A 13,535-nucleotide genomic window follows, 5' to 3' on the forward strand; every position below is an offset into this window, starting at 1 on the left:
CTCAATAATAATAAGGTGTAAATGTGATAAATGTATGAAAAAATGGAAGCTTAAAGTTCAGGCCAGGATGGTTAGTATTAAACTGGGAAAAATAAGGCTTAAATTAGGATAGGGATGATGCGAATTGTGTATGAAGATATGCCAGATGTTTTGTTTCATTATTTTAATCGGCGGTGTTAATAATGTGTCAGCGAATGCTTTTAACAACCAGCCGCGGCCTTTGGAAGAAATTTATTTCGAGATTGGCTATACCACAGTCGAGGAGGCAGTTTCGGAGTTTGAGCAGCATTTTAAGAAGGATGTAAAACTTCCTGTCAGGGTTCCGCCTATAACTTTCACACATCACTTTGGAAGATTCAATAACTTGGAAGGCGATGTGAACGACTCTTTGGAGGTGGTGTTTTTAAATGAGGATTTCCCTGGCCTTCATTTTAAAATAGACATTCGGCCTGTTAGTCACAAGATTCCATGGAGTGTTAATGACACTCACAAACTACAGAATGGGAGTAATGCGCAATATATCAATGTGGCAAACTTTAACCTTCTTGTTTTTGAAAGGGAGGGCTGGCAGTATATTTTAAGCGTTGATAAAAAAGCTTCAGGTCAAGTGACTGCAGAAGTCTTAGTTGAGATTGCAAATTCGGTGTGAATTAGGCAAGATGCATCCGTAAAAAATGAGTGCAGCATTTAAAATGGGGCCCACCGTAAATAAAATGGATCTAACCGTAAATAAATTGGTTGCAACCGTAAATAAATATGTCCAACCGTTAATAAATCATCTTCAGCCGTTGATAAAATGGCTGTAACCGTCGTTAAAAATGCTGTAACCGTCGATAAATCGAGTACAACAGTCGATAAAGTTCATTTCAACGGTAGATATCCAATTTTAACCGGAGATAAATTACCCCAACCAGCAATTGCCTGAAAAAAGTATATGAAAAAAAGCAGAAGGTATTATCCCTCTGCTTCTACAGCCATGTTTGCGACCATGTTTCGATTTCTTTCATCAGCGGCTCTAATGCCTGGCCTTTTTCGGTTAAGGAATATTCTATTCGTACGGGTGTTTCCGGATATACTTCCCGCTTGACGATTCCTTCGCTTTCCAGGTCTTTCAGTCTTTCTGACAGGACTCTGCCACTTACTCCTACGGCTGATTCTATTGTGCAAAACCGCTGGGGGCCAGATAAGAGCTGATACATAATCAACCCTGTCCATCTTTGGCCTAAGATCCCCATGGCTTTTTCAAATCTAGGGCATATTGACTTATCCAATGAAACCAACTCCTTAATCCTATTATATACCTTTTGTTAATCAATGAAATAAAAAAGTTACTTGCTTAAAGTTATTTTAAATTTTATACTAACTTACATAAAGTAACTAACTTAAACGGAGGTCCAAATATGATTTTTCATCAAAAGCCTATTACATTTGTGGGTCAAGTACACTTGAAGGTGAAGGAGTTACAGCGTTCGATCGCTTTCTATGAAAAAGTCATGGGGTTTCAAGTATTGGAACAGACGGATTCTTCCGCAAGCTTTACTGCGGATGGAAAAACTGTATTATTAACGATTGAACAGCCGGAAAATGTTATTCCTAAGCAAGGCAGAACAACTGGCTTATACCACTTTGCTATTCTATTACCGGAACGATCGGATTTAGCGAAGATTGTGCAGCATTTTTTGAAAATTGGATTGCATTTCGGTTCTTCGGATCATCTTGTGAGTGAAGCACTCTATCTTTCTGATCCAGATGGCAACGGAATCGAAGTCTATAGGGACCGCCAGCCTTCTGAATGGGAATGGAAAAACGGCGAGGTAAAAATGACGGTGGACCCGTTGAATCTCGAGGACCTGCTCTCAGGATTGGAGCAGGAAACATGGAATGGCCTTCCTGCTGGTACGGTAATGGGACATATTCATTTGCATGTCGCCGATTTGAAAAAGGCGGAAGATTTCTATCTAAATGGCCTTGGGTTTGAAGTAGTATGCCGGTATGGACATCAGGCTACCTTTATTTCAGATGGGAAATACCATCACCATATAGCTTTGAATACCTGGAATGGAGTGGGTGCACCAACACCGCCAGAAAACAGTGTGGGGTTAGATTCCTATACACTGATTCTGTCAGACAAAGAAAAGGTAGATAAAATAGTCACTCAGCTGGAAAAGCAGGGTGCATTAGTTACAAAAGAACATGATTCTTATGTGACAACCGATCCTTCAGGCAATAAAATTATCCTAAAAGTGTAACACACTGATTTTATACCAATTAGAATCCTCCTTTCAGAACAGGACACTCTATTAACAGGAGGGATGTTCATTGAGACTGAGGATTCTATTTTTTATTTGTGTTAGTTATCTTTTCTCTATAAAAGTAAGCGCAGAAGTTACGTTCACTGCTGCTTTTGTACGTGACCATCAGTTATGGATCAAAACAGGGGAGCAAGAGGTTCAGGTGACGAAGGGGAGATATGTGCAATCGCCTAAGTGGTCCTATGATGGGAGGTTTATCGCTTATATTGAAGGCGATGAGCAAGGGAATAAATCAGAACTGTTTATTTATGACACGAAGGAAAAAGACAGCTATCAGCCATATCAAATTGAAACTTCAGATTTTAAATGGTCGCCCACCAGTAATCAGCTAGCCTATAATTCACAGGGGATATTGAATGTTACCAAGATGAAGAACGGCAGGCCCAGGGGATTTGAGAATGTGGCACTGGGTGTCAGCGGTTTTGAATGGTTCCCGAATGGAAAGGAATTCATAGTGTCCTCACAATCCAGTTTGCGGCCAACAGGGTGGGGCCCGATTCCGATGTATAGAATACCAGTGACCGCGAATCTGGATAAAAATAAGATGAAATCCTTTTATACCATTAAGACGGATGAAACCGAACTGTTTGGGATTGATGCCGATTATTTCAAGTGGAGTCACGATGGAAAATGGCTTGCCTTCATTGTTATTCCAACAGCCTCATGGTCAATGGATAGCAATTCATTATGCGTTCTATCCAATGAAGGAGATCGGTTTCAGGAGGTAGGAAAGATGCTGGGATTCAAAGACTGGATGAAGTGGGCGCCATCAGCGAATCAACTTGCCTATATTTCTGGAGAAGGAAGGTTTTTTGTGGAAAATAAAAAAGCCACCATCGCGGAAATGCCTGCAGTACTTCAGCAAAAGCAGTACACACCTGAAGGATTTGTTGACCTTGACCTGGAGTGGTACTCTCCTGATAAAGTGATTGTTGCCCGGGCGAAAGAGAACAAAGACTGGAATGAAGGTCCTGTTCCAACAATGTTTACGACCCTGTATGCCATTGATATAAAAACGGATAGACAGCAACAAATTTCCCATCCAAATACGAATGAACTCGACTATCAGCCACAAGTGGCAGAAAACTATATTACCTGGTTGCGTAAAAAAGGCAATAGGAATGATTTATGGGTGAAAAAGGGGTTGGACGGCCAAGAGTCTATATGGATTGAAAACATTGAGTCAGCCCCGGCCATTTTAAAGCCTTGATAAAACAAAATAGCAAGCGTTAGTCCCTGAAGGATTAACGCATATTAATGAATTAACAGTCATTTTCAAACGTCGTATATTGATTTTATTATATTTCTACTAACTTTATTAAGAAAGTCTAGTTTTAATATCAATCAAAAAGTGCAATGCATTTTAAAAGCAAGCATTGCACTTTTTGTTAACCAATATTTCTAATTTGTTTAGCATATGAGTCCTTATTAAAGATTGTTTTTATAAGAAAATATAAACCAGGAAGTACAATGAATGTTCCTATTAACAAATAGGTTAATCGTGTGCTAATTCCCAAGAATGAAGCAGATGCAAATAAAATCCCCAATGGCATAGTAAGCCTTAAAAAGAGCAAACGAATTGAACTTAACTGTGAAAGTCGCTCTCTAGGTGCTTCTCTCTGAAAGTATGCAGCACTTTGTGAATTAAACAGTGGAAATAATATTCCTCCTAATAACTCACAAGCCCAAGCTAATGGGATAGTTGGAACGAAATTAAGCAAAACAAAGGAAAGTCCACCACCGGTTAAACCAGCATACATTAGTAGATTGTTTTTTGGTAACTTTGTGAGCAGTAACATTCCTATAGCATATCCAACGGGAAAAGTGCCAGAGAATACAGCATACTCCCAAGCTTGTCCATTGAGTTCCCCACGAATAAAAGGAACATTTATTACCATGGTTGCTCCTACGGCAAACTGCACAATTGAAGATAAGATCGTTAGTTTTAATAAATGCGGGTATTGAAAAAATGTGAAGTACCCGGCTTTTAATTCTTCCCACCAGAACTTTTTGGACCACGTTGGAATTTTTTCAACACTCTTCTGTGGTATTTGTAATAAGGATATATAGCTTAGTAAAAACATTAGACTAGAAATAACGTATATAACATAAATAGGACTGACTAAAAGAAGTAATGATGTAATACCAGGCGCAATAAAACTCATTAATCTAAGGGTTCCGTCTAATAAACTATTTGCTTGTACTAGCCCTTTTTCAGTACATAAATCAGGCAATAGTGAGAAAGAAAGACTTGCATATATTGGCTGAACTAGACCTAATAAACATTGTAAAATAATCAAACCTATTATTGTTATGTAATCCTCTCCACTCAAATAGCCTAAGAGAGGCAGAAGGTATGCTCCTGAACGAATTAGTTGTATATTTTTTAGCATTTTTTCTTTAATAACATGGTTAAGAAAAGGTGAGCTTATTCCCTGAAGTGCTAAGGAAGGAAGAAAGTAAATCAACCAGAGAGCTCCCATCCATTCCTTCGACCCCGTAATTTCATACAATAAAAGCCCATTTACAATCCCGCCAGCAGCTCCCCCGAACTCAGAAACAATTTCTCCAATCCAAAGAGATATGAACGATCTTGAATACCCCTTTTTATTCATAAATTTCTCCAAGATATTGATTAAGACGTTTGGAAAAAGATTGGATTTTCAAAGCGTTTGCTGAGTAAATCCCTTTATCAACCTTAATGAACTTAGCTGCTTTTAACAGGGAAAGTTGATGATGAAGGGTTGTTTTTGAAACATTAAAATGAATGCTCAAATCTTGTAGAGAAATGGGTCCTTTTGTGATTTGAAACAACAACTTTAAGCGAAGTTCATCTCCCAATGATTTATGACCTTGTATGAGTTCTTGAGGGGGAACACCAGGTTCTAAAAGTGCATCTTCGTTTAATGGATAAAAGAACAGCTTTGTGTCAGGAGAGCGTAGTTCCAAAATCCATGGACGATAGGATACATGCGGTACAAGCTTTACCTGCCATACAGATGGTTCTGGCAGATACTTCGCTCCTCCTGTAATACGTTCGATTTCCTCCAATGGTCTAGAATTATCAATTATTCTGTGTTTTTGATTTTCGAAGGACAGGGCTTGCAACCACTTCGCCCAATCCTTTTGTTCACTGATCCACTGAGACCATACAAGAATTGTTTCAGTTAACAATCCAATTATGTCCTTATATTCTTTTTGACGAAAGGAAAGGACATAATCATTAAGATATTCATGATCCTTAAAATAAGAAGCATATTGAAAAAAGGAATCTCCATTCATATAATTCATTGCGGTGTTTTTCCTTATAGCCTCATATTTACGGTCCTTATAGGGTAAGACTGTTTCATAAAACGATTCTGGTTCCAACTCATTTAATGAATTCAAAAAGTCTTGAACATTGGAAGAGCAAAGTTTATTTTGCAACATAAGTAACGCATACCATAAATTCGAATCCTCGATTTCTTTTAGGTTACTCACTAATGTTGATGGCATAGAGGATTGGTGTTGCAACCAATTTTCATTTTGCTCAAAGGTATGACGCAACTTACTATGAGTAAAGGCTGCAATACCCAGGGCAATCTCCCATACAGGTGAGGCCTCAACGGATATTAAAAACCTTTCTTGTGGTAGTGGCGAATAAATCTGTTTCATAGTAAATCCTCCCTTGTTTTATATTCTAAATATATTGAATTAAAAGTTCAATAAATTTCGAAAGAAATTTTATATAGGAGATAGCATCAAAATGAATCCAAACGTTGTGACATAAGTCCTTAACAAACGGGTGCGTTGATTTAAGAAGGATTAAGCACCTTTTTTGTTGAATTCCTTATTGAACTCCCTCAGTTAGATACGATTATCTCTCGAATACTCACTTATTCGCAGGATTTCAAATCACTTGAAAGAATAGTAGGGGATTGATTGAATGAGTTTGAACATTATGGCTACAAGAAGGCGTACTTTAATAAAGGATTTAATGCTAAATCCAATGATTTCCATATAATGTACGTTTTCTCCACGCTACCCCTATAGGGCAGGTTAGTTGAACAAAAATAATACTGTAAAAGGAGAAAAATGCGGACTAAAAAGGTGCAGGGTATAAAAAGAAAAATGAAAAAAATGCTGGAAAGAATAAAATACAGCACCATTGAGGTGGAATTATATGCCTAAGATTGACAATATGTTAGCAATTCTATGGATGCTTCGTTCAGGTGAAAAAATTACTGCAAAACAAATTTCAGAAAAGTTAGAGATGAATATAAGGACTGTGTATCGTTATATTGATACAATTTCAACAAGTGGTGTTCCTATAATTTCAGAACCAGGACATAACGGTGGATACACTTTAATGAACAATTTTATTGAGGCTCCTCTTTTTTTTGATTTTGAGGAGCAAACTTCACTATTTCACGCTGCTGTTTTTGCAGAAGAAGCCGGATATTATGGAGGTGAAGCATTAAATAGGGCCATTTCAAAACTAAGTAAATACTCAAATCAAGAGCAGGAAACAAAGATAAACCAACATTTAACTAGTCTTGAAGTAATAAGTCGATTAAGTTCACTCTCTATGGAACCTTTTTTGAAGGAGTTGGAGCAGGCCGTTGCTGACGGGTACTCAGTAAAAATTCTCTACCATAAAAGTGGCGAAAAGCAATTAAATTATAGATTGGTCGATCCGTACAGAATTATCTATTGGAATAATAAGTGGTATGTGATTGGATTTTGTCATCTTAGGAATGATATCCGAAGTTTTAGAGTAGATCGGATTGAAAGTCTAATGCTAACCGAAAATAAGTTTATCCGGCCAGAAAATTTTTCAGCACGTGACTTTTTTATAAAAAGTCTTCTTCCAACTATGGAAGATAAGGAAGGGATTATTTCTTTGGTTATTAATGGGGATAAAAGTGTATTGGCTGATATTTGCCAACATTGGTTTTTAGGACATTATTTACAAGAACGGACTTCAAATCAAGCAGTTTTTCTTCTTGAAAAAGATATGATACATACATATGTACCTTATTTACTTTTACCGTACAATAAATCTATTAAAGTTATTGAGCCAATAAGTCTTAAGAAAAGACTTATTGAAGTTCTGTCGGATTTAATAAAATTTCATCAAGTATAATAACTTCCCTGACGTTAACTGTCAGGGAAGTTTTATTATACTAGCTATATCAATTGTGATTGGAGTGTTCTTGGATGCAAACAAAAAAAGCTTTTCTATACGTATTTAATACAATGTCGGACTGGGAATATGGATATTTAATTGCTGAATTAAACTCAGGAAGATATTTCAAAAGAGATTTAGGACCTTTAAAAGTAATTACAGTAGGAGCTAATAAGGAAATGGTTACTACTTTGGGAGGACTGAGCATAAAACCAGATATTTCCCTTGATGAATGTACTCTTGAGAGTAAAGATCTTTTAATCTTACCAGGAGGGACTTCTTGGAGTGAAGAAATTCATCAACCTATCTTGGAAAGAATAGGCCAAGCTTTAAAGATTGGCACTGTTGTTGCTGCAATTTGTGGTGCAACTGAGGCCCTTGCGAATAAGGGATACTTAGATACTAGAAAGCATACAAGTAATAATTTAGAATACACTAAAATGGTATGTCCTAACTATAAAGGAGAAAAGTTCTATGAGGTGGGATCTGCGGTATCTGATGCGAATTTAGTTACTGCATCAGGAATAGCTCCTCTGGAATTTGCGATGGAAGTACTGAAAAAATTAGATGTATTTGGCCCAGATACATTACATTCCTGGTATAACCTGAATAAGACTCATAAATCTGAATACTACTTCCAGTTAATGAATTCAATATATAGCTGAACTAAAAAATATACTTAGCAGTTTTATATTAGTTCAAATAAAAATAATGAAGTAACTGAAAAGCTCACTTTCTCTATTTTGTTTTGCAGAGAAGTTGGGCTTTTTAATTTGTAATTTCCTTATTGATGTAAATCCGCATTTTCCTGACGCTACCCCTAATTGAAGATACGTGCAACATTCCTGTATTAGATGAAAAATGTATAAGCTTCTGAATTAATGTACCTAAACATAAGGGAGCTTATGTGGAATAAGATGATAAATTCTAATTAAGAAGGATTAACACTATATTTGTGGAATTCCTTATTGAGCTAGGGTTTCGGGTCCTTCTATTTATTTCAAAGGAATAGCTTGATCCATAAAAAACTGAATGGAGGAAAACCAATTGATAATGCAACGAGTTAGCTTGATTACGATTGGAGCATTCAACCTGCCTTCTCTTCGTGCTTTTTATAAAAAACTTGGGTGGGAGGAAACAGTCATCAGCTCTGATCAATATGCAGCTTTTAAAACAGCTGGTGTGATGCTTTCGCTTTTTCCAATTGAAGAACTGGAAAAGGATGCAGGTGTCAAATTCTATCATAATGAAAAAAGTTATCGTGGTGTTACCTTTGCTATAAATGTCAATAATCCTCAAGAGGTAGATGAGACCATCGAAGAAATAAGAAAAGCAGGCGGAACGATACTAAGAGAGCCAAGTGATGCTTTTTGGGGAGGAAGAACAGCGTATTTTTCCGACCCTGAAAACAACCTTTGGGAAGTTGCCTGGAATCCAACAGCAGTTTTTGATAAAAAAGGAGCAATGATTTCCTTTTGACCATTAAAGAATGAAAGATTTTAAAATAAGGGGTTTAGTAAATAGATGCACAGTATCATATTAATAGAATATTAACATTATAAAAGGGAGGATGAATCATTGAATAGAGAATCTTTGCAGGTATCTTCATTAAGAGGATATGAACCCGAAATCGGCAGGTGGTTATGGTGCTTGGAGGATGTGCGCCATACAATTACAACAAAATTAACAGGAATAGACCAAAAATTATTAGACAGAAAAATGCACGGAAGGCATTCAATTGGCTCACTCTTGTATCACATTGCATTGGTAGAGGCTGACTGGTTATATGTCGAGGTACTCGGAACCGACTGGGATCCCGAAGTTAGCTCGTTATTCCCATTAGAAAGCCGCACTGCCAGTAACCTGACCCACATTGAGGGAGAAAGCTTAGAGCAACATCTTTATCGCCTGAAAAAAGTCCGTGAAGTGTTCCTATCCTACTTTCGTTCTATAGACTTGAACGATTGGCGAAAACCGCGTGTACTTGAACAATATGAAGTCACCCCTGAATGGGTTGTTTACCATTTAATTGAACATGAATCCCACCATAGGGGACAAATTTTTCAATTACTAAGGGAATTACAGGAACAGTAAGTAATAGATTGAAAAATTTCAGTTAAAGTGCCTCTTGTCGGTACTGAATTGCACCATCGTTTATGGACATGCAGCTACCAGCTCTTAAGTATTTTTTTCTATAGTAAGAAAAGGAATGGTGCCCCTCTTTTCTTGATCTAAGGAGGAATGATATTGACTATAAAATATTTGATATATAATTCGCTGCCGAATGAAGAGGTCTTAACTGAATTGATTTCACTACACAGTAGAGTATTCAATACATCGGAGGATTTAGCCGCGAAAATGGCAATTAAACCACAACTGCTAATAATCACCGCGATCACTGGCACAAAAGTGGTAGGATATAAGATTGGATATGAACTAAAAAAAGATAAATTTTATAGTTGGCTGGGCGGGGTGGATCCAGACTTTAGAGCACATGGAATTGCATCGGAGTTAATGCAAAGGCAGCATAAACATCTAATGGAAAAAGGATACCGAATAATCCAAACAAAAACGATGAACAAGTGGCGAGGGATGCTAATCTTAAATATTAAGAGTGGTTTTGATGTCATCGATACCTATATTGACGAAAAAGGCTTGCATAAAATAATCCTTGAAAAGCAATTAACCACCATATAGGTTCATGTGAAGAGTGGATCCTACTTCGTAAAAAAATGGAAAGGCCTGCCTAAACGGCAAGCCTTTATATCGGTTATTTTTCTCCATCTACATATTTACCGTAGTCAGGAATGGCGATATCATCAAATTCATCAACGAGCTTTCGTAAGTTTTCTCTTAGTGTCTCTGCTGCCATTGGGATTCCGTGTCCAGTAATGGCATAGGCAGGCTGCAGTGCCTCGAGTTTTTGAACGGAGGAGCGGGCTGCTTCCCAGTCGGTTGTCAGGTAGCGGGGAGGGCCGCTTATCTCCTGTTCTTGAGTCAGCACACTATACAGGTATTCTTGTTTGACCGTGACAAACGCGTCACCGGCAATGAGGACACGATCAGATTCCCTAAACAATGAAACATGGCCAGGAGTATGTCCTGGAGTATGAAGCCACTTCCAGCCATCCATATGCGGCACTGTGCCATCTTCGTTTAAGGCTTGTATATTTCCTCCAAGATCAATCCCCTCATGCGGGAAGGCAGGGGATATCTTTGCGACCAGACCGCCTTCCACACTAGCATCCGGTTTCGGATAATCTTGTTTGCCTGTCAAAAAAGGAAGCTCGAGCTGGTGAGCATAAACAGGAACCTGCCAGTGCTCAATCAAGTCGATGATCGCGCCAACATGGTCGAAATGTCCATGCGTCAGAATGATTGCTTTTGGTCTTGCGCCTTCACCAAAAAGCTCCTCTGCGGCGTCGATGATTTTATCAGCGGACTTAGGCATTCCTGCATCAATCAGCACCCAGTCCCCCGGAGTTTCTGAAATGCGCACAAAACAAACATTTACGATCTGGACAGTAAGGCTGTAAACACCATTTTCACCATTCTGAATCATCCCGCTCATTGATGAAGTCATAGGCATATAACGTTCCGTTGAAGAACTTTCTTTCACTAGTAAAACCTCCCATATATGAGCATCTGTTTGAGTATACCCCTGGGAGCGGTTTAGTATGCCGAATGTGATCGGGAAACGGAGCATTTAGTCACGAAAAAGAAATTGAGCGGAAGGGAGGGAGCAATCATAAAAAAATATTTAATTTGGCTTTTAATTTTCATTGTTTTACTTACTGGCTGCAATGCAGACGGCGGAAGGGTGACTGCCAGAGATGTTCTAAAACAGAATGAAAATGCTGATATTCTTAAATATGATGGATTTATTTATAGTAATGTTACGGAACATGAATGGTTTGAGGAAAATAAAGATAGACAACAAAAAGGAAAAAAGATTGGGGAAATAAAAAAAGTCACGACCTCCAGTTTGTTCTTTACCAATCTTTCAGCTACAAAATTACCTAAGGGAACTGTTTTATTCGATACAAATGATGGTGAGACGGGGATCATTTTTGTAGAAACAGATAATGGGGATGGATTGTATTATATGCAATTACTTGAAGGATAGAATTTGAGAAAAGAAAAGGCCGAGACCTGCATTTTACAGAATAACAATACTTTTTATGGAGCGAGAAAATAATGACTAATAATCGTAAAAGTATCCCATTTAGATTGATTGAACAAAAAAATGAGACAAATAATTTAGTTATTGTCTTACCTGGGGCTGGTTACACGACTCAAGCTCCTTTGTTATATTACACAACGGCTTTATTTTTCAATAAAGGCTTCGATGTATTACACATTAACTATTCACTTAACAGGGATGAGATAACTGTCCTCAATGAAAGGAACTTCGCAAGAGATGTACAACTTGCGATAGACACAGCAATCAATGGGAAAACATACAGCCAATACTGTATCGTGGCTAAATCAATCGGAACAAAAGCTTTAGGCTATATGCTTGGTGATAAGAGGTTAAATGGTGCAAAACTAATCTGGCTGACTCCATTACTGCAAAATGATGCTGTATTTAATGCAATGGTTAATAGTGATCAAAAAGGACTATGTATTATTGGAGATAATGATCATTATTGTTTTATTGAAGAGCGGTTTGAAAAATTGAGAAAGAATCAAAATCTTACATTAAAATTGATTGGTGGGGGAAACCACAGTTTAGAGCTTGAAAATGATCCGATTAATTCTATTGAAATATTAAAAACCGTTATTTCTAATATTAATGAGTTCTCTGACAATCAAATCGGACGAAACAGGTTTTAAATCTAACTCCCGCGACCAAATTGAGAGCTGGCCGATATGATGAATTTCATGTGTAATGATATGCCGGATGATTTTGCCATATGTAAATGAAAAAGCTTTACCTCTATTATTTTTTATAGTAATGACTTTATTCTCGTAATCATCTGGTAAGTGATAAATGAAATCTTCTGCAATCTTTTTTGTGAAATCTGAGTACTTAATTACTTCATCCAAACTGGAGATAGAATCTTTTTCTGGATAATGCTGAGGTTCCGGAAGCATATAATTTATCCATAATAATTCACAATCAATCACATGTACTAGGTTTTTCAGAATGCTTCCCATCCCGCCAATTCGTTCAGTTATTAACTCCCCTTGCGGTATAGATTTACACAAGTTAAACCACTCATCTCTAACTTGCCAATTATATAAAAATAAATCTAACAAAACGGACCCTCCAGAATATATTTATAAATTATTTTACCAATAAAATCCTTCAAGTTGGTATAATATGTTAAGAACTTCTGAACAAAATGAAAGTGAGTTGCCTATGTCAACTAAAAGTATGTTTTTTCGAATGCTAATCAGTGAATTTTACTTCCTGGTAATCTGTATTGTTCTATTTATAGCAAACTTGGCATTTTGGTTAGATGAAAGGGGAATTGCTGAAAACATATTCAACATCCAATTAACTCCTTCATTGATTCCTCTGTACATAATGGTGATGATCTTCTTTCTGGCTTTTATAATTTTTGCACTGCATCTGTATAAGAAAATAAAAACCTTACGTGAGTCGCACTACAAACATTCACGAGGATTGGTTCTCCTAATGGCAGTGGGAAATTTACTGGCCATCAGCGGCTTATCAGTTTTTGTGTTTACGCAAGATGCGAACGTTATGAAAACAGTGATTCCAAGTTTATTCAGTCTCTTTTTTGCAATCATGTTTATCATTTACATGATTTTATTTTTCGCACTTTTTGGGAGAAGCGTAAAATTAACAACTAAAAAGTTGAGACATTAAGTAATGGGTAACTCATAAATCCTAGATGGGTGGTTGTTTGAATATGAAGAATTGGCAATATACGCTGTATTTATTCATTCTTGGTGTTATTTCCTTCATCACAAAGGAAATCGTAACCTTTGCTATGTTAGGAATAATTTTGGTTTCCCTCAATAATATTCATTTCACCCTGTTAGAAATAAGAGATAATCAAAAGAAAGCTGACTAAAAAGCAGTA

General features: G+C 37.2%; 15 protein-coding genes. 10 read left to right on the forward strand and 5 right to left on the reverse strand.

Annotated elements, in window-relative coordinates:
- The first annotated feature begins 220 nt into the window (after positions 1-220).
- Positions 221-649 (forward strand): hypothetical protein, encoded by a 429-nt coding sequence (locus M3593_RS10385; protein WP_251541587.1) that lies wholly within the window; start codon positions 221-223, stop codon positions 647-649.
- A 319-nt stretch (positions 650-968) separates the two neighbouring features.
- On the opposite strand, the gene M3593_RS10390 is transcribed toward M3593_RS10385, so the two are convergent.
- Complete coding sequence (locus tag M3593_RS10390; protein WP_144475836.1) at positions 969-1,271, reverse strand: winged helix-turn-helix transcriptional regulator; 303 nt, start codon at positions 1,269-1,271, stop codon at positions 969-971.
- Between the two features lie 129 nt (positions 1,272-1,400).
- Here M3593_RS10390 and M3593_RS10395 point away from each other — a divergent pair, with 129 nt between their 5' ends.
- Positions 1,401-2,249 (forward strand): VOC family protein, encoded by an 849-nt coding sequence (locus M3593_RS10395; protein ID WP_144475835.1) that lies wholly within the window; start codon positions 1,401-1,403, stop codon positions 2,247-2,249.
- Between the two features lie 70 nt (positions 2,250-2,319).
- Positions 2,320-3,522, forward strand: a complete 1,203-nt coding sequence (locus M3593_RS10400; protein ID WP_251541585.1) for a translocation protein TolB — start codon at positions 2,320-2,322, stop codon at positions 3,520-3,522.
- Between the two features lie 178 nt (positions 3,523-3,700).
- On the opposite strand, the gene M3593_RS10405 is transcribed toward M3593_RS10400, so the two are convergent.
- Both M3593_RS10405 and M3593_RS10410 read right to left on the reverse strand, forming a co-directional pair.
- Positions 3,701-4,927, reverse strand: coding sequence for an MFS transporter (locus M3593_RS10405; protein WP_251541584.1), 1,227 nt, complete (start codon positions 4,925-4,927; stop codon positions 3,701-3,703).
- Complete coding sequence (locus tag M3593_RS10410; protein ID WP_251541583.1) at positions 4,920-5,966, reverse strand: ArsR/SmtB family transcription factor; 1,047 nt, start codon at positions 5,964-5,966, stop codon at positions 4,920-4,922. The genes M3593_RS10405 and M3593_RS10410 overlap by 8 nt, the downstream gene beginning before the upstream one ends.
- 508 nt (positions 5,967-6,474) lie before the next feature.
- Here M3593_RS10410 and M3593_RS10415 point away from each other — a divergent pair.
- The 5 genes from M3593_RS10415 (at position 6,475) to M3593_RS10435 (ending at position 10,176) form a co-directional block, all read left to right on the forward strand.
- Positions 6,475-7,437, forward strand: a complete 963-nt coding sequence (locus tag M3593_RS10415; protein ID WP_144475829.1) for a helix-turn-helix transcriptional regulator — start codon at positions 6,475-6,477, stop codon at positions 7,435-7,437.
- Positions 7,438-7,511: 74 nt separating this feature from the next.
- Entirely contained in the window at positions 7,512-8,144 is a 633-nt protein-coding gene (locus M3593_RS10420; RefSeq protein ID WP_144475828.1) for a type 1 glutamine amidotransferase family protein, read from the forward strand.
- 388 nt (positions 8,145-8,532) lie between these two features.
- On the forward strand, positions 8,533-8,958 hold the full coding sequence (locus tag M3593_RS10425) for a VOC family protein (RefSeq protein WP_251542310.1): 426 nt from the start codon (positions 8,533-8,535) through the stop codon (positions 8,956-8,958).
- Positions 8,959-9,057: 99 nt separating this feature from the next.
- Positions 9,058-9,573: a DinB family protein gene (locus M3593_RS10430; protein WP_251541582.1), complete on the forward strand. Its 516-nt coding sequence runs from the start codon at positions 9,058-9,060 to the stop codon at positions 9,571-9,573.
- Positions 9,574-9,726: 153 nt separating this feature from the next.
- Positions 9,727-10,176 (forward strand): GNAT family N-acetyltransferase, encoded by a 450-nt coding sequence (locus tag M3593_RS10435; RefSeq protein ID WP_251541581.1) that lies wholly within the window; start codon positions 9,727-9,729, stop codon positions 10,174-10,176.
- A 73-nt stretch (positions 10,177-10,249) separates the two neighbouring features.
- Here the strand turns inward: M3593_RS10435 and M3593_RS10440 are convergent, their stop codons facing one another.
- Positions 10,250-11,068 carry an MBL fold metallo-hydrolase gene (locus tag M3593_RS10440; protein WP_186326736.1) on the reverse strand — a complete coding sequence of 273 codons (819 nt, stop codon included), beginning with the start codon at positions 11,066-11,068 and terminating at the stop codon, positions 10,250-10,252.
- A 135-nt stretch (positions 11,069-11,203) separates the two neighbouring features.
- Here M3593_RS10440 and M3593_RS10445 point away from each other — a divergent pair, with 135 nt between their 5' ends.
- On the forward strand, positions 11,204-11,605 hold the full coding sequence (locus M3593_RS10445; protein ID WP_251541580.1) for a hypothetical protein: 402 nt from the start codon (positions 11,204-11,206) through the stop codon (positions 11,603-11,605).
- Positions 11,606-11,676: 71 nt separating this feature from the next.
- Entirely contained in the window at positions 11,677-12,315 is a 639-nt protein-coding gene (locus M3593_RS10450; protein WP_144475822.1) for an alpha/beta hydrolase, read from the forward strand.
- Here M3593_RS10450 and M3593_RS10455 read toward each other — a convergent pair.
- Positions 12,250-12,741: a DinB family protein gene (locus tag M3593_RS10455; protein WP_144475821.1), complete on the reverse strand. Its 492-nt coding sequence runs from the start codon at positions 12,739-12,741 to the stop codon at positions 12,250-12,252. The genes M3593_RS10450 and M3593_RS10455 overlap by 66 nt on opposite strands.
- Between the last annotated feature and the right edge of the window lie 794 nt (positions 12,742-13,535).

The sequence above is a fragment of the Mesobacillus sp. MER 48 genome (assembly GCF_023714225.1).
Taxonomy (GTDB): Bacteria; Bacillota; Bacilli; order Bacillales; family Cytobacillaceae; genus Mesobacillus; species Mesobacillus oceanisediminis_A.

Excerpts from the sequence above, each read along its gene's own strand:
- M3593_RS10440 (WP_186326736.1), bottom strand. The coding sequence starts at position 11,068 with ATGCCTATGACTTCATCAATGAGCGGGATGATTCAGAATGGTGAAAAT.
- M3593_RS10420 (WP_144475828.1), top strand. The coding sequence starts at position 7,512 with ATGCAAACAAAAAAAGCTTTTCTATACGTATTTAATACAATGTCGGAC.
- M3593_RS10395 (WP_144475835.1), top strand. The coding sequence starts at position 1,401 with ATGATTTTTCATCAAAAGCCTATTACATTTGTGGGTCAAGTACACTTG.
- M3593_RS10425 (WP_251542310.1), top strand. The coding sequence starts at position 8,533 with ATGCAACGAGTTAGCTTGATTACGATTGGAGCATTCAACCTGCCTTCT.
- M3593_RS10405 (WP_251541584.1), bottom strand. The coding sequence starts at position 4,927 with ATGAATAAAAAGGGGTATTCAAGATCGTTCATATCTCTTTGGATTGGA.
- M3593_RS10410 (WP_251541583.1), bottom strand. The coding sequence starts at position 5,966 with ATGAAACAGATTTATTCGCCACTACCACAAGAAAGGTTTTTAATATCC.
- M3593_RS10450 (WP_144475822.1), top strand. The coding sequence starts at position 11,677 with ATGACTAATAATCGTAAAAGTATCCCATTTAGATTGATTGAACAAAAA.
- M3593_RS10415 (WP_144475829.1), top strand. The coding sequence starts at position 6,475 with ATGCCTAAGATTGACAATATGTTAGCAATTCTATGGATGCTTCGTTCA.